The sequence below is a fragment of the Pseudomonas sp. TH41 genome (genome assembly GCF_016650695.1).
In the GTDB taxonomy this organism is placed as follows: Bacteria; Pseudomonadota; Gammaproteobacteria; order Pseudomonadales; family Pseudomonadaceae; genus Aquipseudomonas.
Genome location: NZ_JAEKFH010000003.1, coordinates 1,187,539 through 1,211,753, shown reverse-complemented (window position 1 = coordinate 1,211,753; position 24,215 = coordinate 1,187,539). Strand labels below are relative to the sequence as shown.

Annotated in this window: 23 protein-coding genes; 13 read left to right on the top strand and 10 right to left on the bottom strand. The window is 58.5% G+C overall.

The features are described 5' to 3' along the window. Nucleotides 1-80: 80 nt before the first annotated feature. From JFU37_RS08290 to folM, 5 genes are all read right to left on the bottom strand, one after another. Nucleotides 81-419, bottom strand: a complete 339-nt coding sequence (locus JFU37_RS08290) for a HopJ type III effector protein (RefSeq protein WP_201114845.1) — start codon at nucleotides 417-419, stop codon at nucleotides 81-83. Beyond that, nucleotides 412-708, bottom strand: a complete 297-nt coding sequence (locus tag JFU37_RS08285; RefSeq protein ID WP_150710189.1) for a DUF1244 domain-containing protein — start codon at nucleotides 706-708, stop codon at nucleotides 412-414. The genes JFU37_RS08290 and JFU37_RS08285 overlap by 8 nt, the downstream gene beginning before the upstream one ends. Before the next feature lie 68 nt (nucleotides 709-776). Continuing rightward, nucleotides 777-1,148, bottom strand: coding sequence for a dihydroneopterin triphosphate 2'-epimerase (folX, locus tag JFU37_RS08280; protein WP_201114844.1), 372 nt, complete (start codon nucleotides 1,146-1,148; stop codon nucleotides 777-779). A gap of 2 nt (nucleotides 1,149-1,150) precedes the next feature. Further along, on the bottom strand, nucleotides 1,151-1,726 hold the full coding sequence (gene folE / locus JFU37_RS08275; protein WP_201114843.1) for a GTP cyclohydrolase I FolE: 576 nt from the start codon (nucleotides 1,724-1,726) through the stop codon (nucleotides 1,151-1,153). Between the two features lie 22 nt (nucleotides 1,727-1,748). Then, entirely contained in the window at nucleotides 1,749-2,459 is a 711-nt protein-coding gene (gene folM, locus JFU37_RS08270; RefSeq protein ID WP_201114842.1) for a dihydromonapterin reductase, read from the bottom strand. Nucleotides 2,460-2,658: 199 nt separating this feature from the next. Here folM and JFU37_RS08265 point away from each other — a divergent pair, with 199 nt between their 5' ends. Then, the gene (locus tag JFU37_RS08265) at nucleotides 2,659-3,618 is read left to right on the top strand and encodes a MerR family transcriptional regulator (protein WP_201114841.1); all 960 of its coding nucleotides are present in this window, start codon (nucleotides 2,659-2,661) and stop codon (nucleotides 3,616-3,618) included. A 3-nt stretch (nucleotides 3,619-3,621) separates the two neighbouring features. Here JFU37_RS08265 and JFU37_RS08260 read toward each other — a convergent pair whose 3' ends face one another. Further along, entirely contained in the window at nucleotides 3,622-4,227 is a 606-nt protein-coding gene (locus JFU37_RS08260) for a hypothetical protein (protein WP_201114840.1), read from the bottom strand. Between the two features lie 54 nt (nucleotides 4,228-4,281). Further along, nucleotides 4,282-4,758 carry a PAS domain-containing protein gene (locus JFU37_RS08255; protein ID WP_201114839.1) on the bottom strand — a complete coding sequence of 159 codons (477 nt, stop codon included), beginning with the start codon at nucleotides 4,756-4,758 and terminating at the stop codon, nucleotides 4,282-4,284. 152 nt (nucleotides 4,759-4,910) lie between these two features. On the opposite strand from JFU37_RS08255, the gene JFU37_RS08250 reads away from it, so the two are divergent. The 4 genes from JFU37_RS08250 to JFU37_RS08235 all read left to right on the top strand — a co-directional run bounded on the left by JFU37_RS08250 (nucleotide 4,911) and on the right by JFU37_RS08235 (nucleotide 8,406). After that, complete coding sequence (locus JFU37_RS08250) at nucleotides 4,911-5,366, top strand: flavodoxin (protein ID WP_201114838.1); 456 nt, start codon at nucleotides 4,911-4,913, stop codon at nucleotides 5,364-5,366. A gap of 208 nt (nucleotides 5,367-5,574) precedes the next feature. Next, complete coding sequence (locus tag JFU37_RS08245) at nucleotides 5,575-6,357, top strand: class II aldolase/adducin family protein (protein WP_201114837.1); 783 nt, start codon at nucleotides 5,575-5,577, stop codon at nucleotides 6,355-6,357. Beyond that, the gene (locus tag JFU37_RS08240; protein WP_201114836.1) at nucleotides 6,357-7,259 is read left to right on the top strand and encodes an alpha/beta fold hydrolase; all 903 of its coding nucleotides are present in this window, start codon (nucleotides 6,357-6,359) and stop codon (nucleotides 7,257-7,259) included. Before JFU37_RS08245 ends, JFU37_RS08240 begins: the two co-directional genes overlap by 1 nt. A 235-nt stretch (nucleotides 7,260-7,494) precedes the next feature. After that, entirely contained in the window at nucleotides 7,495-8,406 is a 912-nt protein-coding gene (locus tag JFU37_RS08235) for an SDR family oxidoreductase (protein WP_201114835.1), read from the top strand. Nucleotides 8,407-8,482: 76 nt separating this feature from the next. On the opposite strand, the gene JFU37_RS08230 is transcribed toward JFU37_RS08235, so the two are convergent. Further along, on the bottom strand, nucleotides 8,483-9,250 hold the full coding sequence (locus tag JFU37_RS08230) for an N-acetylmuramoyl-L-alanine amidase (RefSeq protein WP_201114834.1): 768 nt from the start codon (nucleotides 9,248-9,250) through the stop codon (nucleotides 8,483-8,485). Nucleotides 9,251-10,054: 804 nt separating this feature from the next. Here JFU37_RS08230 and JFU37_RS08225 point away from each other — a divergent pair. The 5 genes from JFU37_RS08225 to JFU37_RS08205 all read left to right on the top strand — a co-directional run bounded on the left by JFU37_RS08225 (nucleotide 10,055) and on the right by JFU37_RS08205 (nucleotide 18,964). Then, a complete protein-coding gene (locus JFU37_RS08225) occupies nucleotides 10,055-11,848 on the top strand; it encodes a DUF1302 domain-containing protein (protein ID WP_201114833.1) in 1,794 nt (597 codons plus the stop codon). 23 nt (nucleotides 11,849-11,871) lie between these two features. After that, nucleotides 11,872-13,239 (top strand): DUF1329 domain-containing protein, encoded by a 1,368-nt coding sequence (locus JFU37_RS08220; RefSeq protein WP_201114832.1) that lies wholly within the window; start codon nucleotides 11,872-11,874, stop codon nucleotides 13,237-13,239. Between the two features lie 140 nt (nucleotides 13,240-13,379). Continuing rightward, nucleotides 13,380-15,935, top strand: coding sequence for a LuxR C-terminal-related transcriptional regulator (locus JFU37_RS08215; RefSeq protein WP_201114831.1), 2,556 nt, complete (start codon nucleotides 13,380-13,382; stop codon nucleotides 15,933-15,935). A 151-nt stretch (nucleotides 15,936-16,086) separates the two neighbouring features. Further along, nucleotides 16,087-16,413, top strand: coding sequence for a hypothetical protein (locus tag JFU37_RS08210; RefSeq protein WP_201114830.1), 327 nt, complete (start codon nucleotides 16,087-16,089; stop codon nucleotides 16,411-16,413). Nucleotides 16,414-16,579: 166 nt separating this feature from the next. Continuing rightward, on the top strand, nucleotides 16,580-18,964 hold the full coding sequence (locus tag JFU37_RS08205; RefSeq protein ID WP_242485720.1) for a dermonecrotic toxin domain-containing protein: 2,385 nt from the start codon (nucleotides 16,580-16,582) through the stop codon (nucleotides 18,962-18,964). 6 nt (nucleotides 18,965-18,970) lie between these two features. On the opposite strand, the gene JFU37_RS08200 is transcribed toward JFU37_RS08205, so the two are convergent. Further along, entirely contained in the window at nucleotides 18,971-19,771 is an 801-nt protein-coding gene (locus JFU37_RS08200) for an IclR family transcriptional regulator (RefSeq protein ID WP_201114829.1), read from the bottom strand. A gap of 165 nt (nucleotides 19,772-19,936) precedes the next feature. Here JFU37_RS08200 and hmgA point away from each other — a divergent pair, with 165 nt between their 5' ends. Genes hmgA through maiA form a run of 3 tightly spaced genes read left to right on the top strand, consistent with a single transcriptional unit; the run spans nucleotide 19,937 to nucleotide 23,197 of the window. After that, nucleotides 19,937-21,241 carry a homogentisate 1,2-dioxygenase gene (hmgA, locus tag JFU37_RS08195; protein WP_201114828.1) on the top strand — a complete coding sequence of 435 codons (1,305 nt, stop codon included), beginning with the start codon at nucleotides 19,937-19,939 and terminating at the stop codon, nucleotides 21,239-21,241. Between the two features lie 3 nt (nucleotides 21,242-21,244). Then, the gene (gene fahA, locus JFU37_RS08190; RefSeq protein WP_201114827.1) at nucleotides 21,245-22,549 is read left to right on the top strand and encodes a fumarylacetoacetase; all 1,305 of its coding nucleotides are present in this window, start codon (nucleotides 21,245-21,247) and stop codon (nucleotides 22,547-22,549) included. 12 nt (nucleotides 22,550-22,561) lie between these two features. Then, the gene (gene maiA / locus JFU37_RS08185) at nucleotides 22,562-23,197 is read left to right on the top strand and encodes a maleylacetoacetate isomerase (RefSeq protein WP_201114826.1); all 636 of its coding nucleotides are present in this window, start codon (nucleotides 22,562-22,564) and stop codon (nucleotides 23,195-23,197) included. 111 nt (nucleotides 23,198-23,308) lie between these two features. Here the strand turns inward: maiA and JFU37_RS08180 are convergent, their stop codons facing one another. Next, entirely contained in the window at nucleotides 23,309-24,112 is an 804-nt protein-coding gene (locus JFU37_RS08180; protein ID WP_201114825.1) for a SirB1 family protein, read from the bottom strand. Nucleotides 24,113-24,215: the final 103 nt, after the last annotated feature.

The window sequence follows — 24,215 nt, the reverse complement described above, 5'->3', positions numbered from 1 at the left end:
CAACGCGTTTATTCAGAAAGAACCCGTTATCGTTAACGTCTTTCGCGAGCAAGCTCGCTCCTACAGAGGTTGATCTTGAATCAGCGGCGAGTCAGCGGCTGTTGAGTGAACTTCACGCCGGCCAATCCATGGGTGATCAGCGCCCGGATGTTGCCGTGATCGCTGCCTTCTGGCGTGGCCACCACCGAGCGATAATGCTCGCCGAACGCCAACAGCGCTTCTTCGTCGCTCAGCCCTTCCAGCAGCGCCAACCCCAATGTCTTGCACGAACCTTCGTTCTGCCCGGCGGCGTTTTCCACGCCGCCGTTGTTGAACGCCTGAGGCTGGTAGTCGTAACCGGCGGCGATGAAGGCCAGGGTGTCGGCGAAAGCGTGTTCGCCACTGTTGAGGCTGGCGCGCAGGGTGTTCAAATCACTCATTGGGTTTTCCTTTGGCGAACGCCGCATGTTGTTCGGCGCTGGCTTCTTGCTGATATTGGGCTTTCCACTCGGCGTACGGCATGCCGTAGACGACTTCACGGGCGTCATCGAGGCTGACGTCGATTTGGCGCTCGTCGGCGGCGGCCTTGTACCACTTGGACAGGCAGTTGCGGCAGAAACCCGAGAGGTTCATCAGGTCGATATTCTGTACATCCTTGCGGCTGTCCAGGTGGGCGACCAGCCGGCGAAAAGCGGCGGCTTCGAGTTCCAGGCGTTGTTGATCGTTCATGGCGGGCTCTGTGCTTTTAAATCGTTGGCGTGATGATAAAAGCCTGGCGAACAATGCGCCAGACGCGGTCAGCGGCTCGCGGCCAGGGTGATCGACACCGACTCGGCAAAGCGCAGGGCGTGGGGTTTGTCGACTTCGACCTCGGCGTACAGCACCGACTCATTGGCCATGACCAGGTCCAGCAACTCCTGGGTCAGGCGTTCGAGCAGCGCGAAGCGATTACCCTCCACGTGGGCGATGATTGCCTTGGTGATGGTTCGGTAATTCAGCGCGTGATCGATGTCGTTGTCACGCACCGCGTCCTGGGCCGCGTATAGAATGGTCAGATTGATCCGCACATCCTGCTTGTTGAGAATTTCATCCTCGTTGATCCCGATGAAGGTGCGCAGGCACAGGTCCTTGACCCGGATGCGTGCCATTCCTGGTTGAAGTTGTGGCATTGCTACTTGCTCCGTCCAATCAATTGCAGGAACTCCTGGCGGGTGTTGCTCGAATCGCGGAAGGCGCCGAGCATCACCGAGGTGTTCATGGTTGAATTCTGTTTCTCGACACCGCGCATCATCATGCACATGTGCTTGGCTTCGATAACGACCGCCACGCCAGCCGCGCCGGTCACCTGTTGCACCGCTTCGGCGATTTGCCGGGTGAGATTTTCCTGGATTTGCAGGCGGCGGGCGAACATGTCCACCAGTCGTGCAATCTTCGACAGGCCCAGCACCTTGCCCGTTGGAATATAAGCGACATGCGCCTTGCCGATGAAGGGCAGCATGTGATGTTCGCAAAGCGAGTACAGCTCGATGTTGTCGACGATGACCATTTCATCGTTGTCGGACGCGAACAGCGCACCGTTGACGATCTCTTCGACACTTTGTTCGTAACCATGACATAGATACTGCATGGCCTTGGCCGCGCGTACGGGGGTGTCTTGCAGGCCTTCGCGGTCCGGGTTTTCACCGAGTCCGATGAGGATCTCGCGGTAGCTCTGGGACAGGGCGTTCTGGGGCAGGGATAACGTCATGAAACATCCTCGCGGGGGCAACTTATTTGACGTGCCGTCCGCCGTTGACCGTCAGGGTCGTGCCGGTGACATAAGGGTTGTCGAGCAAATAACGCAGGCTTTGGTAGATCACTTCGCTACCGGGTTCGATCCCCAGCGCGGACTTCGCCAGCGCCTTGGTGCGGTACGCGTCGTCGTCGTCAGGCTTGAACAGTAGCAGGGCTGGCGCGATACCGTTGACCTTGATCGTCGGCGCATATTTCGCGGCAAAGGACAGGGTCAGGCTGTCGAGCCCGGCTTTGCTGGCGCAGTAGCCGATGTGCCGGCTGCTGCCCTTGCGGGTCACGTCGTCGCTGATGTGCACGATGTCGGCCGGGTTCGAGCGTTGCAGCAAGTCGGCGCAGTGCAGGTTGATCAGGTAGGGCGCCAGCATATGCACGTTGAACATGCGGGTGAAGGCTGCAGCGTCGGTGTCCGGCGTTTCAGCCAGCCATTCGGAAGCGTTGTGAACGATCGCCCGCAGGCTGTCAGTGTGGGTTTTCAGTTCGCCGATGAACGCGAAGATCCCGGCTTCGGTCGCGAAGTCCGCGAATACCGCTGTCGCCCCGAGATCGCGCAGGGTTTGTACGCCAGGGCGTTCGCTGCGGTAACTGAAAATCACCGGATGGCCGTCTTCCAGCAATCGTTGCGCGCAGTGCAGGCCGACACGCTGGCCGGCACCGGTGATGAGAATCGGAGCGGAAGATGTGGTCATGAACGGCTCGCGTCGCGGTAAGAGCAAAACTATACCAGCGACGGGAGTCGACTACCTATGGGTGAGACATCCTCTGTGGGAGCGAGCTTGCTCGCGATGACGGTGTGTCAGTCAACAAACGTTGATCAATGGCTTGAATGGTCAGGGAGAATGAGAGGTAGAATGGGATCCAATTGATCCCTGGACGTAGACAACCCTAATGCCTGTCTTGAATGACGTTGTCTCTGGTTTGCTGCCCGGTCTTCCCCTCGAGCAGGAAGACCTGTTTCCGATTCGTGAGGTGGCGCGTCTGACCGGAATCAACCCCGTCACACTCCGGGCTTGGGAGCGTCGCTATGGCCTGATCCAGCCCACGCGCACCGAAAGTGGGCATCGTCTGTATTCGATGGCCGACATCGAAAAGGTCCGCAGCATCCTTGGCTGGATAGAGCGCGGTGTCGCGGTGAGCAAAATTGGCAAGATATTGGCCAAAACCGAACCGCTCAAGGCGCTGGCGCAGATCATTCCCAATGAACTCGTACTCGCCGACTACGCCCAATGGCAACAGCAGGTTCAGGCGGCGGTGATTGCGTTTGACGAGGTTCAACTGGAGCAAGTCTACGGACAGATCTTTTCCAGTTACCCACTGACCGTGGTATTTCAGGACATTCTGATTCCGCTCTGGAAGCAATTGCTGCGGCGCCAGGAAGCGTTCGGTCAGACCAGCGAGTGGCTTTTCCTGGATGGTTTTCTGCGTTCTCGTGTGTTGCAACGGCTGCTGCTCGTGCGTGTCATGCAACCTCGGCGAGTGATTGTCTGCGCGTTGGCAGGTCAGTGCCACGAATTCGAGGTGCTGGTGGCGGCGCTGTTTCTGAGCGGTGTCGATTCAGCGATTCAGGTGCTGGCTGTCAGTCAGCCATTCGACGAGTTGCCCCTCGTCTGCGAGCGGATAAAGCCCCAGGCGCTGGTGCTGTTGTCCAACCATGCGCCGGCGCCTGACCTGACACGGCGTTTGAATCGCTTGGCGCTGGGCCTTGATTGCCAGTTGTTTCTGGCGGGCGATGCGGCTGATCTGGCGCAAGCGAGCCTGGCTGGGTCGTCGATTGGTTGTCTGGGTAACGAGGGTGTGATGATGCGCCAGCGTCTGAAACAGTTCCTGGCCGGTAATCTGGATACTTGAGACTCAGAGATGCAGTGCGGGATGCGTCAACCGATGTTGCTGCAGGATGTACTGGCGCAGGCGCTCGGTTTCGTCCGTGTCACTCTGACTCAACTGGTAGGCGTAGAAGCCATTCTCGGTTTCTTTCTCGAACGTGCCGCGCAACGCGATCCGCTCATAGCCTGACGGGCTGAACCACAAGGCGAAATGTTTTGGCGGTTTGGTCTTGTTGCGAACTTCCAGCAAAACCCCTTTGAACGACACTTCATGCACCCACATCGTGCCGGGTTGGCCGCTGGCATTTTCCAGGGCTACCGGCTCTTCGAGTACCAGCCGCCAAGGCCGTACCAACGGACCGTCTTCATAGATGCTGGGTACGCCGAGGCGTAAATGCAGGGCGTGAAATTCGTCTTCCACCAGGTGCAGGGGAAACGTCATTTGCTGATTTTCGAAGTTGGCCTGGATGGTCACTTGCTCATGAGCCGCCAGGCGCGTGAGCAAGTCACGGATCTGCGATCCACCGTTAACCAGCAGGCTCGACGTTGCATCCCGCACATTGAGCTGCGGGTTGTGTTGCATCTTCTGGATAAAATCCAGCTCATCCTGGGTCAGGAGTGCGTCACGTTGCATGGCTTGCTCGAAAGGTTTAGTTACAAAGTCTTCGGTGATTGTAGTTAATGACAATTAATTCGAGGTTTTGTTTTTACCGTTCGTCGCTTTGAGTGCGGCAAGTTCAGTCTGGAGTTCTGCCAATTGCGCTTCCAGCTGCGCTACTCGCTGCTGTGCCTTGACCTGAGCGGTGACGTCTTTCTGCACACCGACACAGTACGTCTGCCCATCGCCCGGGTTTTTCACAGTCGAAAGGGACAGCTCGTTCCAGAACGGTGTGCCGTCCTTGCGGTAATTTCTGAGGATTTCCCGGCAGGAGCCGCCGCTGCGCAACGCCTCGCGAATTAGCGCGAGTGCCTCCTGGTCGCGGTCTCCTGACTGGAGAAAACGGCAATCCTGGTAGAGGATTTCATCGCGGGTGTAACCGGTCAGGCGTTCGAACGCCGGGTTGACGTAAATCAGGATGTTGTCGTGCTCGCCTTCCTTTTCGGCAATCACGATGCCGTCGTTGGAGTCGTTGATTACCATTTGCAGCAGTTGGGCGTTGATCATCGGAGAGTCCTTTCCAGATTGATTAAGGTCTGCAGTCTAGAAGAACACTGGGCAGTGTGTACTGGCCATCAACGCTAAATGAGAGCGGATCGCAGCTTTTTGGCTTCGGCTGTTAATATCCCGTCCTTTAAATCAGCTTCAGGAACAGATTGATGAAAGTCGCCATCCTTTCCGGTTCGGTGTACGGCACGGCTGAAGAAGTCGCCCGCCACGCCGCGAACATTTTGAAAACCGCTGGCTTTGAAACCTGGCACAACCCGCGTGCGAGTCTCGCCGATATTCTGGCTTTTGGCCCCGAAGCCTTGCTGGCGGTGACGTCGACCACCGGCATGGGCGAGTTGCCGGACAACTTGCAACCGCTGTATTCGACGATTCGCGATCAGTTGCCTGCTGCCTGGCGTGGCTTGCCGGGCGCAGTGATTGGCTTGGGCGACGCCAGTTATGGCGACACGTTCTGTGGCGGGGGTGAGTTGATGCGTGAATTGTTCGGCGAGCTGGGCATTCGCGAGGTCCTGCCGATGCTGCGCCTGGACGCCAGCGAAAGCGTGACGCCTGAAACAGACGCAGAACCTTGGCTGGCAGAGCTGGTGGTCGCGCTGCGAGGCTGACCGGCAGGGCGGGTCAGGGGTAGGACGGCGCCCCTGAAATGGCTCGTAGCGGTATGTCTGGCGGCGGTACTTTGACAGGGATCCACGCTCGGCGCCCTGCTGACTCGCACGGCCATCAAGCTGGCTGCCAATGCAACTACTACAATCTCGGGGTCTGACTAGACTGCTGTTACGTCAGTAAAACAATAAGAACCAGGAGGTCCTTGTCGTGAGCGTAACCCCCGTCCAATCCCCCGACAGTGTCAAAGGCCAGGTCAGTGCCGCCGAGTGGCAGACCCGAGTCGATCTGGCGGCCTGCTATCGGCTGGTCGCCCTGCATGGCTGGGATGATCTGGTTTTCACGCACATCTCGGCCAAGGTGCCGGGCACCGAAGACTTTCTGATCAACCCGTTCGGGTTGATGTTTCACGAGATTACCGCGTCCAGTCTGGTCAAGGTCGATCAGGCCGGCAACAAGCTGATGGACAGTCCCTACGAGATCAATCCGGCGGGGTACACGATTCACAGCGCCGTGCACGAGGTTCGTCACGATGTCGTCTGTGTGCTGCACACGCATACGGCGGCCGGGGTCGCGGTGTCGGCGCAGAAGCAAGGCGTTTTGCCGATCAGCCAGCAGTCGTTGTTTGTTCTGTCCAGCCTGGCTTATCACGCCTACGAAGGCGTTGCGCTGAACCCTGAAGAGAAGGCGCGACTGCAAGCCGACCTTGGTGAAAACAATTTCCTGATGCTGCACAACCACGGTCTGCTGACCTGTGGCGGCACCATCGCGGACACGTTCCTGATGATGTTCACCTTCCAGCGCGCCTGCGATATCCAGGTGCTGGCGCAAAACGGTGGCGCCGAGCTGATCGCTATCGAACCGCAGATTCTGGCGGGCGCCAAGGCGATGATTGCCGGCGTCACCCGAAGTGCTCAAGGGATGGGAGGGGCACTGGCCTGGCCAGCGCTACTGCGCAAACTCGATAAACAAGACCCAGGGTATAAACTCTAATGCCACTCGCCGAGATCCCCCTGTGTGTCTGGCGCAAACGCGGCCAGACGTTCGTATTCCGTGGCCAGGCCATCCGTTACTGGACGGCGGGGCAGGGTGAGCCGCTGTTGCTCATTCATGGCTTCCCGACCGCCAGTTGGGACTGGCATTACCTCTGGCAGCCGCTGACGCAGCGCTATCGAGTCATTGCGTGTGACATGCTCGGCTTCGGTGATTCCGCCAAACCGGTGAATCACGAGTACAGGCTGCTGGAGCAAGCCGATCTGCAACAGGCACTGCTGGAACACTTGAAGGTCGAACAGCCGGTGCACGTGCTGGCCCACGATTATGGCGACAGCGTGGCGCAGGAGCTGTTGGCCCGGCATTACGAAGCGCGTATTCATATCGCCAGTTGCGTGTTCCTCAATGGCGGCCTGTTTCCCGAAACTCATCGCCCGATACTGATGCAAAAGCTTTTACTCAGCCCGTTGGGCTGGATGATCGGCCGGGCCTTTTCACGTGACGCTCTGGTGAAGAGTTTTCGGCAGGTTTTTGGTCCTGACAGTCGCCCCTCGGAAAGCGAGATGGACGATTTCTGGAGCCTGGTCGACAGCAATCACGGGCCCCGGATTTTGCACAAACTGATCGCCTACATCCCTGAACGACGTGCCCAACGTGATCGCTGGGTCGCCGCCATGCAGCGCGGTGAAGTGGCGCTGCGGGTGATCGATGGCGAGGTTGATCCGATTTCCGGCGCACACATGGTCGAGCGCTATCGGGAACTGATCCCGAACCCCGACACAGTGCTGCTGCCCGGCATTGGCCATTACCCGCAGAGTGAGGCGCCGGGGCAGGTGCTCGAGCATTACCTGGAGTTTCGCGACCGGTTGATTTCAGCGCCGCTTAAGATGGCCTGCTCCTGAGGCGGGCCTGAAAGATCGCAGCCTCGTTTTACTCTGTAGGAGCTGTCGAGTGAAACGAGGCTGCGATCTTTCCCCCATCACCCCAATCCCAACCCCACCCTCAATCTCAATCTCAAACAGCATCATCCCCTAGCCTTATCAAGCACCATTCAGCCTCCCCCGTGTTCGTTGTGACCCGCAGCGCCGTGCCTGACACTCGGACTCATTGTCCCCTTGGCCTGCTGGAGTCCCCCCAATGAATGAGTCTGTGCGCTTCGAAGATAAAGTCGTGATCATCACGGGTGCCGGTGGAGGCCTGGGACGGGCCCATGCGCTGTTGTTCGCCAGGCAGGGCGCGAAAGTAATCGTCAACGATCTCGGCGGTTCGGCGCAGGGCGAAGGCGCCAACGCTTCGGCGGCAAATCGCGTGGTGGCTGACATTCGCGAGGCGGGCGGTATCGCCGAAGCCAACCACGACTCCGTCACCGACGGCGACAAAATCGTCCAGCACGCCCTCGACGTCTTCGGCCGTGTCGACGTCGTGGTCAACAATGCCGGGATCCTGCGGGACAGGACCTTCCACAAAATGGAAGACGACGACTGGGACCTGGTTTACCGCGTCCATGTCGAAGGCGCCTACAAAGTGACACGCGCCGCCTGGCCGCACATGCGTGAGCAAAACTATGGCCGCGTGATCTTCACCGCCTCGACCTCGGGCATCTACGGCAACTTCGGCCAGTCCAACTATGGCATGGCCAAACTTGGCCTCTACGGCCTGACCCGCACCCTCGCCATCGAAGGCCGAAAGAACAACATCCTGGTCAACGCCATCGCCCCCACCGGCGGCACCCGCATGACCGAAGGCCTGATCCCGCCGCAAGTCTTCGAACAACTCAAACCGGAGCTCGTCAGCCCGTTGGTGGTGTACCTCGCCAGCGAGAACTGCCAGGAAACGTCAGGACTGTTCGAAGTCGGTGGCGGCTGGATGGGCAAAGTACGCTGGGAACGCAGCCTGGGCGCCGGGTTTGATCCAAGGGTCGGATTCTCGCCGGAAGATGTCGCGACGCATTGGCAGCAGATTTGTGATTTCGAGGGGGCGGCGCATCCGAAGGACAACATTGAGGCGCTGAAGGAAATGATGGGGAATTTGCAGCGGTATTCGCTTTAAAAAAAACCAGCAAGGTCAGCGTTCTCGACCTTGCTGCTCTTTGAAATCAGGACCTGAGTCTGGTTTGCAACGGTCATCAAGGAAAATACTTGTGAACCAATGCCGCCAGACGCGCAGCCGTTTGCTCATCCATGATCCCGTCGTAAGTGTCCGGGCGAAAGTGCAATTGAAATGCTCGAACAAGTTGTGTGAAGCCTTGTTCGGTTGATGCGTCGGAAACGTCGTAACCGTAAGTCTTGAACAACGTCAGTAATTTGGTTCGGGTGGGAATACCGGTTTCGTTGTATTGCTGCAGAAAGGTATCCCGGGTGGCATCGTCGAACCAGGCGCCGACACCTTTCAGGTGAAGTGCATGCCAGGGGAATTTCGGACCAGGGTCACTTTTGCGGCCTGCCGCAATATCGGAGTGCCCCAGAACACGGGTCGGGCTGATATCCGGGTAGCGTTCAAGGATGTTCAGCGCCAATTCTTCAATCGCGCAAATTTGCTCTGGCTGATACGGCGGAAAGTTGAAAACCCCTTGGCTGAACGTTGCAAGGTTGACGATTTCGACGCCGATAGACGTGTCGTTCAGATTGCTGCGATTGCCCCACTGGCTGACGCCTGCATGCCACGCGCGATGGGTCTCGTCGACGAGATTGAAAACTTCCTGCCCGGTATAACCTGCTTTGACATAGCTCGGATCAGTGATGTCCGGAACCAGATAGTGGGCACTGACATTCGGTCCGGTCAGTGCGTTGACCGAGCTGGAGAAGTTACCTGCTGTGTAGTGAAAAATTAGAAAGCGCACTCGACTGTTGAAACTTTTAGTGGCGCGATGGTCGTTGTAATTAATAGGTTTCATGAGGAATTGCTCACAATGAATTAGGTTTGAGTCAGCGTGCTAATACAAATAGCTGGCTTGTAATTAACCTTATTCGATGTAGCGCTTCGCGTGCTTACAGAACCCTGTAGGCACTCTCTGTAGTGTGTGTAGGTAGCAGCGGGGGGCTCGTTTCCTGCAAAACCATCGCCCATAAAAAAGGCCGCTGCAAACGCAGCGGCCAAAGTAAGACGTTAAATCAAGGAGCTACAAATCAACGTCTGTGTACACCGGGTGATGAATCGAAATCTTCAATTCATCTGAAATCTCTCGCTAACGGAACGGGCGGATCACGCGCCATTGCTTCGTGCTTCAGGCTATTTGCCGTGAAAGCCTGATAAGAATAAGCATTTGAACCCCAAGGAAAAATAGCGATTCCTGACATGCAGTGTTGCAGTTTGGGCAACAGTCCTGATTTTTCAGATCAAGCACATTCACTGTAGCAGCTGCCGCAGGCTGCGTTCGATGTAGGAGCGAGCTTGCTCGCGAAGGACGTTAACGATAACGCGTTCTTCCTGAATAAACGCGTTGCTCTCAAGTCCATCGCGAGCAAGCTCGCTCCTACATCGAACGCAGCCTGCGGCAGCTGCTACAAGTGCGAGTTGAATTCAGTTCATGCGCTGCGCTGATGTTCCTCCATCCAACCCATCCATACCCCGCGCAATCCTCCATTGCTGACGGCTATTCATCCTTTCGAGCGACACCACGAATACCTCCTTGGTGCGCTTATCGCCCCCAACGGGCGGCAGTAGGGTGGGGCCTTCTGTCACTCACTGGGGAAGACGCATGACAAAAACAACAATGCGCGCCATCTTCACACCGCAAGCGCTGGCCGCTGCGGTTGCCTTGGGTTGCTGTGCCCAGGCGCAGGCTGTTTCATTCAACATTGGGGAAATCGAGGGGACGTTTGATTCTTCGCTGTCCGTTGGCGCGAGCTGGGGCATGCGCGATGCCGATCAATCCCTGGTCGGCATCGTCAATGGCGGCACCGGCCAGGCGTCGACCGGTGACGACGGGCGACAGAACTTCGGAAAGGGCGAAACCTTCTCGAAGATCTTCAAGGGCATTCACGATCTTGAATTGAAGTACGGCGACACCGGCGTGTTCGTCCGTGGCAAGTACTGGTATGACTTCGAGTTGCAGGACGAAGACCGTCCTTTCAAACAGATCAGTGACCATGGCCGCAAGGAAGGTGCCAAGTCCTCCGGTGCGCAGATCCTCGACGCCTTCGTCTATCACAACTATTCCATCGCCGATCTGCCGGGCACGGTCCGCGCCGGTAAACAGGTGGTCAGCTGGGGCGAAAGTACCTTCATCGGCAACTCGATCAACAGCATCAACCCGGTCGACGTGTCGGCGTTCCGCCGTCCTGGCGCGGAAATCAAGGAAGGCCTGATTCCAGTGAACATGCTGTTCGCTTCACAGGGGCTGACCGACAAGCTCACAGTGGAAGCGTTCTATCAATTGGAGTGGGACCAGACGGTTCTCGACAACTGCGGCACGTTCTTCGGCAGCGACGTGGCGGCGGACGGTTGCGATAAGGGTTACACCGTGGCGAGCCCGGCCATTGCGCCGCTGCAACCGATCGCCGCTGCGTTTGGCCAGGGCTTTGAGGTCGGCAAGGAAGGGGTGATTGTTCCCCGTGGCGGGGACCGCGATGCCCGCGATTCCGGGCAATGGGGGACGGCGCTGCGCTGGCTCGGTGACGACACCGAGTACGGCCTGTACTTCATGAATTACCACAGTCGCACGCCAAACGTCGGCACCACCACTGCCGGCCTAAGCACGCTGGCGAGTATTCCGGGGATCGTCTCCGCCGCCAACCGTGTCGCACCCGGCAGCGGATCGGGCCTCGCGCAGAGTGTGATGCTCGGTCGCGGCCAGTATTACCTCGAATACCCGGAAGACATTCGCCTCTATGGCGCGAGCTTCTCCACCACCTTGCCCACCGGCACCGCGTGGACCGGCGAGATCAGCTATCGGCCCAACGCGCCGGTACAGATCAACAGCACCGACCTGACCCTGGCAATGCTCAACCCGATCGCGGGCGGTGCGGCGTCGCCTATCGCGACGACGCCTGGCGCTGACAACAAAGGCTACCGTCGCAAGGAAATCACGCAGGTCCAGAGCACCCTGACGCACTTCATTGATCAGGTCGCGGGCGCCGACCGCCTGACACTCGTGGGCGAAGCAGCGGTTGTCCGGGTCGGTGGGCTGGAGTCCCGCAGCAAGCTGCGCTACGGCCGGGACTCGGTGTACGGCCAATACGGTTTTGGCGGTGACACCGACGGTTTCGTCACCTCGACCTCCTGGGGTTACCGCGCCCGCGCCATCCTCGACTACAACAACGTCGTCGCCGGGATCAACTTCAAACCCAACCTGTCCTGGTCGCACGACGTGTCCGGTTATGGCCCCAACGGGTTGTTCAACGAAGGCGCCAAGGCGATCAGCGTCGGCGTAGATGCCGACTACCGCAACACCTACACCGCGAGCTTGAGTTACACCGATTTCTTCGGCGGTGACTACAACACCCTGGTAGATCGCGACTTCCTGGCGCTGAGCTTTGGCGTGAACTTCTGATCTGGCTGAGAAGGATGATTTCAATGCGCAAGATGATTCTGCAATGCGGCGTTCTGGCCCTGAGCCTGTTGGCCGCCAACGTGATGGCGGCGGTGTCGCCGGAAGAAGCAAACACCCTCGGCACCAGCCTCACGCCGTTGGGCGGTGAAAAGGCTGGAAACGCCGACGGCTCGATCCCGGCCTGGACCGGCGGCCTCCCGAAAAATGCCGGCGCGGTGGACAGCAAAGGTTTCCTGGCTGATCCGTTCGCCAATGAAAAACCGCTGTTTACCATCACGGCGGCGACGGTGGACAAGTACAAGGACAAGCTCTCCGACGGCCAGATAGCGATGTTCAAACGCTACCCCGAGACCTACAAGATTCCGGTCTATCCGACTCATCGTACCGTGGCCGTGCCGCCGGAGATCAACGAATCGGCCAAGCGCAGCGCGCTGAACGTGACGCCAATCAACGACGGCAATGGCTTGGCCAATTTCACCGGCAATCGCTACTACGCCTTCCCGATTCCGAAGAACGGCGTCGAAGTAATCTGGAACCACGTTACCCGTTATCACGGTGGAAATTTGCGTCGCACCATCACCCAGGCCACGCCACAGTCCAACGGCGATTTCACCGTGATCCGGTTCAAGGACGAGGTCGCTGTGCCCTCGTTGCTCGGTGATTTGAAACCGGGCAGTGATGAAAACGTCCTCAGCTATTTCAAGCAGGAAGTGACCGCGCCGGCGCGGCTCGCGGGCAACGTGTTGCTGGTGCATGAGACCCTCGATCAGGTCAAGGAACCGCGCAAGGCCTGGATTTACAACGCCGGCCAGCGCCGCGTGCGGCGAGCGCCACAAGTGGCCTATGACGGTGTGGGCACTTCGTCCGACGGGCTGCGCACTACCGACAACTTCGACATGTTTTCCGGCGCTCCGGATCGCTACGACTGGAAGCTGATCGGCAAGAAAGAGATGTACATCCCGTATAACAGCTACAAACTCGACTCGCCTGACCTCAAGTACACCGATGTGATCAAGGCCGGGCACATCAATCAGGACCTGACCCGCTACGAGTTGCATCGGGTCTGGGAGGTCGTCGCCACGGTCAAGCCCAACGAGCGGCACGTGTATGCCAAGCGGCACATGTATATCGACGAAGACAGTTGGCAAGTGGCGCTGGCCGATCACTACGACGGTCGTGGTCAACTCTGGCGTGTCGCCGAAGGGCACGCGCAGTTCTACTACGATCACCAGGTTCCGGCCTATACCGTTGAAGCGTTGTATGACCTGATCGCCGGTCGCTACATTGCACTGGGGATGAAGAACGAGGAGAAGCGCAGCTTCGAGTTTGGTATCGATGCCAAAGCAGGGGACTACACGCCGGCAGCCCTACGGAGTACAGGGGTGAGGTAACCATTCCTACAGGCCCTACAGAAAAAGGTGACTTTACGGTCACCTTTTTTATAGGTGTCGATCAGTCTGTTGAATACTTCTTCAACAAGCTGTGTAGAGAGGGCTAGGGTGGCGCCACAATTATAAAAAGGCGCACCACTATGTTTGCCATGACGCCATGTCTGGACCGTCCTGGACTCCTGCCCCGTTTGTCTTGCCATCACCTGACTCGCGACCGGTTGATCGAGCCGTTGCTGGCATCGACCGCGCGAGTGAAATTGCTCTGCGCACCGCCCGGTAGCGGCAAGAGTGCACTACTCATCGAATGCCTGTTGCAGGCGCCCGAACAGTGTCGGGTCTGTTGGCTGCCGTTGAACGGGGAGCCGCTGAGTGCGGCCGATTTTCGACAGCTGCTCGCGCAAGCACTGGGCCTTGGCGCGTCGGACGAAGCGGCTTTGCTTGAGTCCCTCGCTCGGTTGCAGACGCCGATCTGGTTGGCGCTTGATGACTACTGCCGTCTTCCCAACCCGGAACTGGATCTGTTGCTTGACCGACTGTTGTCCGTCAACAGTCCGATGGTCACCTGGTGGCTGAGTGGTCGCCGTCGGCCGCAATGTAATTGGCCACGATTGTTACTCGATGACGAACTGTATGACTGCGAGCGCTCCACGCTGGCGTTCAATCAAGACGAGATTGAACGCCTGTTGCATCACCTGGAACCGGCGCAGGCGCGCAAAGTAGCCAACAGAATTTTCGAGCGCAGTGGTGGCTGGTGCGCCGGCGTGCGGATGGCGCTGCTGCAAAAGTGCGACTGGTCACGCAATGACAAACCCAGCGGTCGAGCGGACACGCTGCACGATTACCTTGAGCATGAGCTGTTCGCCAGCCTGACCCCGGAACTTGCGGAAGCCTGGCGGGTACTGGCGCACTTGCCACGCTTCAATGCCCGGCTGTGCGACCACTTGTTCGGCGCGGGTGAGGGCGCTCAGTGTCTGAGTGCCTTGCAGGCGTTGGGTTGTTTCATTGACCCCTGGCAAGACTCGACAGACTGGCAGCAGGTTTTCGCCCCACTCTCACAGTTAATGCGCGAAGAGCAGTGGCCCGCCGGACGCTCCTGGCACCGCCGCGCCTGCCAGTGGTTCGCAGCCGAACTGGACTGGAAAGCCGCGTTTGAACAGGCCTTGCTGGCCGAAGAGTTCGAGGTTGCGGTCAGTCTGCTGCAGCATTTCAGTTTCGAGCAGCTGTTCGAGGAGCAGACCGTGGTGCTCCTGTTGCGTTTACACGAACAGCAAGGCGCCGACCTGATGCTCGGCTCGCCGCAACTGGTCGGGTTGATCACCGCAACCCTGTTGTTTGCCGGGCGATTCGAGCAGGCAGGCGAATGCATCGAACATTTGTCGCGTTTCACCCCTCAGCCGTCGGCGCTCCTTCAACGGCAATTGATCGCGCGCTGGCAGGCACATCAGGGGTGGTTGCTACATTTGCAGGGGCGTATGGACGGCTCACGGGCGCACTTGCTGGAGGCGCTCAGCGAGCTCGGCCCCGAGCTCTGGACGGCCCGGCTGATGTGCCTGTCCGGTCTGACCCAGCAAGCGTTGCTCAGAGGCGAACTCGACGTTGCACAGGCGATTAACCGTGAAGCGTTGTGCCTGGCCCGTGCAAAAGGCTCATTGGTGTTTGAGTGTCTGCTGGAGCTCGATCACGCGCAATTGCTCGAGCAACGAGGTGCCTGCGGCCGGGCCGAGAGTTTGCTGGCCAACATGCACGACTTGCTCGCGCAGCAACAACCTCTGGCCGAACCGCTGATGGGACGTATTGCCTTGCATCGGGGGCGTTTGAACCTGTGTCAGGGCCAGGATACGGAGTCTGCCGCGTATTTCGAAAGCGGATTGCAGGCCTGCCTGCGCAACCATGACAAACGAGCGCTGTATGGGTTTCTCGGTCTGGCGCAACTCGCTGCCAATCGCCTGGACTATGCGCAAGCGTTCGTCCTTCTGCGTGATGCCGAACGGGTCATGCAGCAACGGCAAATTCCGGACACGGTGTATCGCAGTGTCCTGTTGCACCTGAGTTGCCATTTCTGGTTGCAACAGGGGCGGCCGGAGTTGGCACACGAAGCCCTGACCCGCGTCTTGCGCCACTATCACGGCCCTCAGGCACGACAAGCGCCACCGGCGACGCTGGAGCTGATTCCCGGCCTGGAATATCTGCAGGTGCTGGCCGAGGTGAATCTGGGGCAGGCGCAAACGCCTTTGGCCCGGCTCGAAAGCCAGTTGCAGTGGGCACGACAGCGAGGGATGTTAAGGCTGCAAGCGCAATTGCACTTGGTATCAGCAGAAGTCGCCTGGCTGACGGGCGACGCTGCCATGGCCCGGCAGTCGTTGCAGGAAGGATTGGTTTTGGTCGAGCGCTGCAACCTTCAACAAACCTTGCGCGATCTTCAGTTGCGCCAGCCACGGTTGCCGGAGGCCATTGGAGGTAGCGAATCGGCCAGCTTTCCAGAGTCGATGGCCTCGGTCCAAAACCGGCTAAGCCAGAGGGAAATAGAAGTCCTTAAATTAGTGGCTGAGGGAAACTCGAATCAACAAATAGCCGATCAGTTGTTTATATCGTTACATACAGTAAAAACCCATGCGCGACGGATCAATGGGAAGTTAGGGGTGGCGCGTAGAACTCAGGCCGTGGCTCAGGCGAAAATATTAGGGATAGTTATTTGAAGTGGTGATGGCCTGTTTACGAATGCATACAAGTAGTGGGGTGTACTTCATGTGTTGAGGTGTTTATAAGTTGTGCGTCGGCCCGGTTAAAGGGTATTTGTCTTTTGAGTGTATGTTGGTCGACTCATAATTTATTGAAAGGATGCTATTTATGAAAACTGGTTTGCTCGAAGAAGTGAGTGCGAAACTCAACAAGATTTTTCAAAGTACGGGCTACATGATTAATGCGGATGATACCTACCTCAATTCGATGGTGATCAATGATCAGGGTGAGCAAGTCGTTGATTACTCGGAAAGTTTGAGCTGGGCAATCATGGAGAAAGTGCAGGCTGATGAATGGCCTGCCTTCGACGAAAATTATGCCGGTGTGTTTTCCGAGCAGTGGACATTTGACCCCGTTTATCGAGTTGTCGGTTTGGACGTGGAGCAAGTTAATTTGTTTGGCCGTGCGGTGGTCGAGTCTTACCGGAGCCTGTAACCGCCGATACATTTATCGGTCCGGCAATACCGCCATGGTTGGCAGCGTTGCCAGGCTTTTTTTGTGGAAAAGTGTGCATAAGGATTAGTGCATGAGTATTAAAGTTTTAAACCATACGATGGGCGACACGGTCCGGGAAGAACATCTACGGCCATCGAAACGACTCATGGCTGTACAACCACAACAGATACCCGATTGGCTCCAGCGGGCCAGTGAAGAAGATCGCCAGTATTACTTCGACACGGAACAGGCATTGGCAAAAAATGAGCAAGCGGTGGATGAATTGCTTCAGGACGTCAGGTCGCTCAGAGAGTTTGCCCGTGTTTATGCCAGGGAGTTTGTCAAGATTCTCAGCGGCGAAGTCATCGATCCACAGCAAGTCTTCGTCAGTGCGCGACATACGTTTTATGTCGGCAAGCAGAAGGTCGTCCAATGCAATCGCCTGACGCTTCCCGAGTTCATGTTGAACGGTCTGTATGACCCGGCGAGTGTTCCGCTGGAGATTACCCTTGAAGGTGAAACGCTGCCATCCGGCGTGACCGGGAAAGACCTTCTGGACTTACTGGGCGACACCAGCTTGCGTTCGTTGTACTCAGTAAAATTTGAAGAGAAGTACAGCAGCGAAGAGGTTCTTCGCGCCTTGCAGGATCGTTTGGACAGTCGCACAGACTTGAGTTCGTTCAGCGCGAAACTGCAGGAACACATTGATGATAAAAGTCTGAAAATAGTTGATCTGGCCTCGCAGCAAGCCGAAGGCTATTCAGTGGCAGCAGTCTCGTTCGACGGCTGGGAAAAACCTTTCCATGACCTGATTGTTTACTGCGGACCGGACGGCGAAGCCGGCCGTTGTGTGCTGTATGTACCGCAAGGGCCTGAAGGCAGGTCATGGCACGAATTTCCGTCCTTCAGGCAATTGAACCTGCGTGTGGCCGAATGGGTGGGATCGCCTGCAGGGCGCAGCTACCTGAGCCGACAGTGTCACGCCACTGAGCGAGAATTCATCGAATCGTACATGCGGCTTGTATTGGAGTTGCCAAGCCAGTGGCGCGATATCAAGCGCCGTGTCTGGTCTGCATCGGGAGGCAGTGTGCTCCAACAAGGGGTGTCGCTTGATATCGACTGGCTGCGGGGTGAGCTGGAAACGGTCACGCCCGCCGGTTATCGCTCCGCATCGTCCTATCACCGAAAATATTTCGCCCGGTTGAACACCGAACTCAAAGCGCTGACCCGGCTGGCCGGCCACGAAGCGGGACTGATCAGTTACGAAAAGTTTGCCTTCAATCTGGTGAAAAAGATGGCGGACGATCTGATGGCGGACAACGGGGAGGCGGTGTCGGTCAATCCTGATCTGATCATGGTGGAATTGGACGACTCGCAATCGATGACGCTGACTCAGCTCATCATTAAAGAGCATCACATCACCGAAGAAAGCGGTCCGGTGCATAACCCCGGAATCTATCCGCGAATTCGTCTGTTACCGGGTCATCCGCCCATGTCGAACCTGCTGGATGACTACATCGCCAACTGGTCGAAAGCGCTTCGTCCGGGTGAAAAATACATCGCTATGCTGCGCTCGGACTATCTGGATAAAGACGCGCCTGGTTATGAACTGAAACGCGATGTTTATGTAAACGTTCAACTGCATGAAATGCGCCGGGCCGCGTTGGCCGAGTGGTTCAGCGGTGCACTCCAGCGCGACCAGTACGATCGAATCGAACAAGCCATCGACCGGTTGCGCGAGCCGGAGCCCACTGATCCCATCACAGTAGACTATCCCGACTCACCCAAGCGCGACGGTGTTTACCAGTTTCATGTTGAGCACCGCAGGATTCAGGGTGTTTATGTTTTCCGCACAATGGACAACGGCGACGCTCAGGATCTGTTGTATACCCCGCATGCGCCGGATGGCCGATGGTTCCGACCCTTGGCTGATTTTTCGAAGTCGATTAGACGATGCGGCTTGGGCGATTATTACTGCAAGCGTGCCCGGTTCACTGACCAGCGAGTGATCAATACTTACGTTGAAGACGTCATGCGCAGCAGCGGCGATGTCGAACCGCCAGTGCTGCAGGTCAATAGCCGGGTTTTCGACTTCTCACTGTGTTATCGGGAAATGATCGGTCAGATCATTAACGGGGTGGATGCCCAGACCAGCAGTCTTATCGAAATTGTTGCCAAGTTGTCCTATGACGCTGCGGTGGCGGCAGTCGCCGTCATAGGATGCGTCTTCCCACCCATCGGTCTCGGGTTGAGCGCCGTAGTGATGGCGAAATCGGTCTTTGAGGGGGGGCTGGCTTACCACGAAGGTGACAACGAAAAAGCGTTTTCCAGCTTTCTGGATTGCATGCTGGAACTGGGCACCCTGCGCATCGGAAAACTGGGGTTCTCCCAGGCGCAGAAGTTGATTGCCAAGCGGTTGGGCGATGTAAATACCTGCATGAGCGTTGTCTCGGCATGCGGTGGGAAAACCGTAGATTTGGCGGTGATCACCGAACTCATGAAGGAGGCGTTGGCCGAGCCTGACTCCAGCGAGCAGACGCTGCTGGAATAAACCTGACTAACCGGATACGGCAGCCGGCTCATAGCCCATCCGCCAACTCACGGCCCGTGTCGCCGCCAGCAACCGCTGCGCCGCCGGGCCGTTTTCGTCGGCATGAAACAACGAGGTCGGACCGACAATCGTCATGACTGCTGCGACGCGCCCGACGGCGTTGAACACCGGCGCCGACAAGGCATCGACCCCCGGCATCAGCAAGCCATGCACATGATGCAGGCCGCGATCGCGGATCTGTTCGCACAACGCCGCATAGCTTTGATCGCTTGCCAGGGCATGGACGCCGCCGGTTTGCAGTTCCTGTTCGCGCAGGTCGACGGTTTCGCGCTTGGGCAAGAACGCGCCGAACACCAGGCCTGTGGATGAACTGAGCAACGGCAATACCGACCCCAATTGCGTCACCACCGTCACGGCGCGCACCGCCGGTTCGATATGCACCACGGTTGCCCCCTGGTTGCCCCACACCGCGAGGAAGCAGGTCTCGTTCAACTCGTCGCGCAGTTCGGCCAGGGGCAGGGCGGCGACTTTCAACACGTCCATACTGTTGAGTGCGGCCAGCCCCACGCGCAGGGCTTCGCGGCCCAGACCGTAATGGTTGGTAGCGGTGTTCTGTTCGGCAAAACCGCTGGCAATCAACGCCTGCAAATAGCGGTGAACCTTGCTCGCCGGCATCTGTACGTGCTCGGCCAGACGCGACAACGAAGTCGATGGCGACAACTCGGCCAACGCCTTGAGGATGTCGGTGCCCACTTCGGCCGAGCGCACCTTCTGTTTGCCGTTGCTGTCGCTGGTAGGTTTTTCCATGGAGGCGGTGTGATCCCGGTATGAATGGGCGTCTTTATAGCTTGACGGTCAATACCAATCAAATTACGTTATGCGTAATTGAATTACGATAAAAATAACCCAGGCGTGCAACGTCCTCTGCAATCGAGCGACAGGCCATTGCCTACTCCCTGTTCAGGAGGCTCCATGACCCTCGACTCAACGGCGCCCGCGCTGCTTTATCAGTCAGGCTTCGGTAACGAATTCAGCAGCGAAGCGTTGCCTGGTGCACTGCCCGTCGGCCAGAACTCCCCGCAAAAAGCCCCCTACGGCCTCTACACCGAATTGTTCTCCGGCACCGCGTTCACCATGCCTCGCAACGAAGCGCGGCGCACCTGGCTGTATCGGATTCAGCCGTCGGCCAATCACCCGGCGTTCGTTAAACTGGATCGGCAATTGGCCGGTGGTCCATTGGGTGAAGTCACCCCCAATCGGCTGCGTTGGAATCCGTTGGACATCCCGAGCGAGCCGACCGATTTCATCGATGGGCTGGTGAGCATGGCCGCCAATTCAGGTGCGGAAAAACCGGCGGGGATCAGCATCTATAGCTACCGCGCCAACCGCTCCATGGAGCGTGTGTTCTTCAACGCTGACGGTGAACTGCTGCTGGTTCCTGAGCTGGGACGGCTGCGCATCGCCACCGAGCTGGGCGTGCTGGAGCTGGAGCCGCTGGAAATCGCCGTACTGCCTCGCGGCCTGAAATTTCGTGTCGAATTGCTCGACCCGCAGGCCCGCGGCTACATCGCCGAAAACCACGGCGCGCCGCTACGCCTGCCGGACCTTGGGCCTATCGGCAGCAACGGCCTGGCCAATGCACGGGATTTCCTGACCCCGGTTGCGCACTACGAACACCTCAAGCAACCGACCACGCTGGTGCAGAAATTCCTCGGCCAATTGTGGGGCTGCGAGCTCGATCACTCGCCGCTGAACGTGGTGGCCTGGCACGGCAATAACGTGCCGTACAAATACGACCTGCGCCGTTTCAACACTATTGGCACGGTCAGTTTCGATCACCCGGATCCGTCGATCTTCACCGTCCTGACTTCGCCGACCAGCGTTCACGGTCTGGCCAATCTCGATTTCGTAATCTTCCCGCCGCGCTGGATGGTGGCCGAGAAAACCTTCCGGCCACCGTGGTTCCACCGCAACCTGATGAACGAGTTCATGGGCCTGATCCAGGGCGCCTATGACGCCAAGGCCGAAGGTTTCGTGCCCGGTGGCGCGTCCTTGCACAGCTGCATGAGCGCGCACGGCCCCGACGGCGAAACCTGCACCAAGGCGATCAACGCCGAACTGGCCCCGGCGAAAATCGACAACACGATGGCGTTCATGTTCGAGACCAGCCAAGTGCTGCGTCCGAGCCGTTTCGCCCTCGATTGCCCGCAACTGCAAAACAACTACGACGCCTGCTGGGCCTCGCTGCCCGCCACTTTCGACCCGACCCGGAGATAACCCATGACTCAGACTTCCATCACTCGTAGCTGGGTTGCCTCCGCCAACGGCCACAGCGATTTCCCGCTGCAAAACCTGCCATTGGGAGTGTTCAGCATCGAGGGGGGCGCACCGCGCAGCGGCGTGGCGATCGGTGATCACATTTTTGATCTGGAAGCAGCGCTCGACGCCGGTCTGTTCGACGGCACCGCCCGCGCAGCCGTCGAAGCTACCCGTGGCGGTCAGCTGAATGCGTTCTTCGAACTGGGCCGTGAGGCTCGCGTCGCTCTGCGCGAACGCCTGCTGGAACTGTTTGCCGAAGGCAGCACCCTGCACGGCAAGATCGAAGCCCAAGGCGCGAAACTGCTGCCACTGGCGGCGAATTGCGAGATGCACCTGCCGGCGAAAATCAACGATTACACCGACTTCTATGTCGGTATCGAGCATGCGCAGAACGTCGGTAAATTGTTCCGTCCCGACAACCCGCTGCTACCGAACTACAAGTATGTGCCGATCGGTTATCACGGCCGCGCTTCGACCATTCGCCCGTCCGGCACCGACGTTCGCCGTCCGAAAGGCCAGACCTTGCCAGCCGGTCAGACCGAGCCGACGTTTGGTCCCTGTGCTCGTCTGGATTACGAACTGGAACTGGGTATCTGGATCGGTCAGGGCAACGAGATGGGCGACTCCATCGCCATCGGGGACGCCGCCGATCATATCGCCGGTTTCTGCCTGCTCAACGACTGGTCGGCACGCGACATCCAGGCCTGGGAATACCAGCCACTGGGTCCGTTCCTGTCCAAGAGTTTTATCACCAGCATCTCGCCGTGGGTCGTGACCGCCGAAGCGCTGGAGCCGTTCCGTCGTGCACAGCCAGCCCGTCCGGAAGGTGACCCGCAGCCGCTGTCGTACCTGTTCGACCAGCGCGATCAGGCCGCTGGCGCCTTCGATATCGAACTTGAAGTGCTGCTGCTCACCGAAACCATGCGCGAGAAAAACCTGCCGGCCCACCGCCTGACGCTGAGCAACACACAACACATGTACTGGACCGTGGCGCAAATGGTGGCGCACCACAGCGTAAACGGCTGCCAGTTGCAGGCCGGTGACCTGTTCGGTTCGGGCACGTTGTCGGGCCCGCAAAGCGGTCAGTTCGGCAGCCTGCTGGAAATCACCGAGGGCGGTAAAAAGCCAATCGAGTTGGCGTCGGGCGAGGTGCGCAAGTTCCTTGAGGACGGCGACGAAATCATCCTGCGCGCCCGTTGCAGCCGCGAGGGTTTTGCCTCCATCGGTTTTGGCGAGTGCCGCGGCAAAGTACTGCCGGCGCGTTAAGAGGAGCAGGTTATGGAACTCTATACCTACTACCGTTCGACCTCGTCCTTTCGAGTGCGCATCGCATTGGCACTCAAGGGGCTGGATTACCACGCGCTGCCGATCAACCTGATCGCGCCGTCAGGTGGCGAACATCGCCAGCCACCTTACCTGGGCATCAACCCGCAAGGCCGGGTTCCGGCGCTGCGCACCGACGAAGGCGAGTTGCTGATCCAGTCACCGGCGATCCTCGAGTACCTGGAGGAACGTTTTCCACAGGTGCCGCTGCTTTCCAAAGACCTCGCCGCTCGCGCCCATGAACGCGGGGTGGCGGCGGTGATTGGTTGCGACGTGCATCCGCTGCACAACGTCAGCGTGCTCAACAAGCTTCGGCAGTTGGGCCACGATGAGACGCAGGTGATGGAGTGGATCGGCCATTGGATCAGCCAGGGGTTGGCGACGGTGGAGCAGTTGATCGGGGATGAGGGTTATTGCTTTGGTCCACTGCCGGGCCTGGCCGATGTCTACCTGATCCCGCAGCTGTACGCGGCCGAGCGCTTCAACATTGCCCTCGAGGCGTATCCACGGATTCGCCGGGTGGCAGCGCTGGCAGCCACACATCCGGCGTTCATCCAGGCCCATCCGGCGAACCAGCCAGATACCCCATAATGTAGGAGCGAGCTTGCTCGCGATGGACGTGAACGATCACGCGTACTGTCTGGAAAAATGCGTCGCCATCGAGTCCATCGCGAGCAAGCTCGCTCCTACATTAGCCGCAGGTCAATGGACGATGGAGTTAGGCGGCAAATGCCCCAGCCGCTCCGTCAGTCGAATCCGCTGTATCGGGTCATCGCTGAGCAGCAACGCATGCTCCAGGTCGAAACGCTCGGCGTTCGGGCAATCGAGCCGCTGATAGAGGCTGGCCCGGGCCAGGTAGTCGGACGCGCTGGCGTTGCCCAGCTCCAGCACGCGTTCGGCGTCGATCAGGGCGCCGATGTAATCATCATTGGAAAGGTGCAACTGACGCAGGTTGCGCGACAGTCTTTGCAACATCTGCACCGGTTCGGCGGTGACCAAGTGTTCGGCGCTGAGCTGGATGTTCGGGCCGTACTGGCGGTGCAGCAGTTCCCGGCAATCGTTGGGGTACAACCGGCGTCCGCCGCAAGGGTCGAGCAGGTGATCGGCACCGGGTACGCGCAGCAGGAAATGCCCGGGGAAGTTGACCCCGACCATGGGGATTTCCAGACCTTTGGCCAGCTCCAGCGCAATCAGCCCCAAGGCCAGGGGCTGGCCACGTCGGCGTACCAGGACCTTATCGAGCAAGGCCACTTGCGGGCGCAGCGGGGTGAAATCGTCCTGGGCGAATCCCAGGTCATTCATGCGTCGCAACAATGGCTGGGCCAATTCACTCACCGGCAGCATCGGCAAGCCATGACTGACTCGCTGTTGCAGGTCACTGAAGTCATTGAGCACCCCCTCGGGACTCACCTCGCTATCGTGTTCGGCCGCAATCCACAGTGCCGCTTCGAACAGCGCGGGCGGTGTACGTTGCAGGCAGTCGAAAAAATGTTGGCGGGGCGTCATCAAAATCTCCGGGGAATGCCTCGTTTTAGCCCCGTCCCCGGCATTCGTCCAGTGCCGCGCACCAGTCGTAGCAGGTTATTTCCAAAAGCCAGCATCGCGGCGT

Excerpts from the sequence above, each read along its gene's own strand:
- JFU37_RS08235 (WP_201114835.1), top strand. The coding sequence starts at position 7,495 with ATGAATGAGTCTGTGCGCTTCGAAGATAAAGTCGTGATCATCACGGGT.
- JFU37_RS08255 (WP_201114839.1), bottom strand. The coding sequence starts at position 4,758 with ATGATCAACGCCCAACTGCTGCAAATGGTAATCAACGACTCCAACGAC.
- JFU37_RS08225 (WP_201114833.1), top strand. The coding sequence starts at position 10,055 with ATGACAAAAACAACAATGCGCGCCATCTTCACACCGCAAGCGCTGGCC.
- JFU37_RS08285 (WP_150710189.1), bottom strand. The coding sequence starts at position 708 with ATGAACGATCAACAACGCCTGGAACTCGAAGCCGCCGCTTTTCGCCGG.
- JFU37_RS08265 (WP_201114841.1), top strand. The coding sequence starts at position 2,659 with ATGCCTGTCTTGAATGACGTTGTCTCTGGTTTGCTGCCCGGTCTTCCC.
- JFU37_RS08210 (WP_201114830.1), top strand. The coding sequence starts at position 16,087 with ATGAAAACTGGTTTGCTCGAAGAAGTGAGTGCGAAACTCAACAAGATT.
- fahA (WP_201114827.1), top strand. The coding sequence starts at position 21,245 with ATGACTCAGACTTCCATCACTCGTAGCTGGGTTGCCTCCGCCAACGGC.
- JFU37_RS08290 (WP_201114845.1), bottom strand. The coding sequence starts at position 419 with ATGAGTGATTTGAACACCCTGCGCGCCAGCCTCAACAGTGGCGAACAC.
- folX (WP_201114844.1), bottom strand. The coding sequence starts at position 1,148 with ATGCCACAACTTCAACCAGGAATGGCACGCATCCGGGTCAAGGACCTG.
- maiA (WP_201114826.1), top strand. The coding sequence starts at position 22,562 with ATGGAACTCTATACCTACTACCGTTCGACCTCGTCCTTTCGAGTGCGC.
- JFU37_RS08215 (WP_201114831.1), top strand. The coding sequence starts at position 13,380 with ATGTTTGCCATGACGCCATGTCTGGACCGTCCTGGACTCCTGCCCCGT.
- folE (WP_201114843.1), bottom strand. The coding sequence starts at position 1,726 with ATGACGTTATCCCTGCCCCAGAACGCCCTGTCCCAGAGCTACCGCGAG.
- folM (WP_201114842.1), bottom strand. The coding sequence starts at position 2,459 with ATGACCACATCTTCCGCTCCGATTCTCATCACCGGTGCCGGCCAGCGT.
- JFU37_RS08180 (WP_201114825.1), bottom strand. The coding sequence starts at position 24,112 with ATGACGCCCCGCCAACATTTTTTCGACTGCCTGCAACGTACACCGCCC.
- JFU37_RS08200 (WP_201114829.1), bottom strand. The coding sequence starts at position 19,771 with ATGGAAAAACCTACCAGCGACAGCAACGGCAAACAGAAGGTGCGCTCG.
- JFU37_RS08205 (WP_242485720.1), top strand. The coding sequence starts at position 16,580 with ATGGCTGTACAACCACAACAGATACCCGATTGGCTCCAGCGGGCCAGT.
- JFU37_RS08260 (WP_201114840.1), bottom strand. The coding sequence starts at position 4,227 with ATGCAACGTGACGCACTCCTGACCCAGGATGAGCTGGATTTTATCCAG.
- hmgA (WP_201114828.1), top strand. The coding sequence starts at position 19,937 with ATGACCCTCGACTCAACGGCGCCCGCGCTGCTTTATCAGTCAGGCTTC.
- JFU37_RS08250 (WP_201114838.1), top strand. The coding sequence starts at position 4,911 with ATGAAAGTCGCCATCCTTTCCGGTTCGGTGTACGGCACGGCTGAAGAA.
- JFU37_RS08220 (WP_201114832.1), top strand. The coding sequence starts at position 11,872 with ATGCGCAAGATGATTCTGCAATGCGGCGTTCTGGCCCTGAGCCTGTTG.
- JFU37_RS08230 (WP_201114834.1), bottom strand. The coding sequence starts at position 9,250 with ATGAAACCTATTAATTACAACGACCATCGCGCCACTAAAAGTTTCAAC.
- JFU37_RS08240 (WP_201114836.1), top strand. The coding sequence starts at position 6,357 with ATGCCACTCGCCGAGATCCCCCTGTGTGTCTGGCGCAAACGCGGCCAG.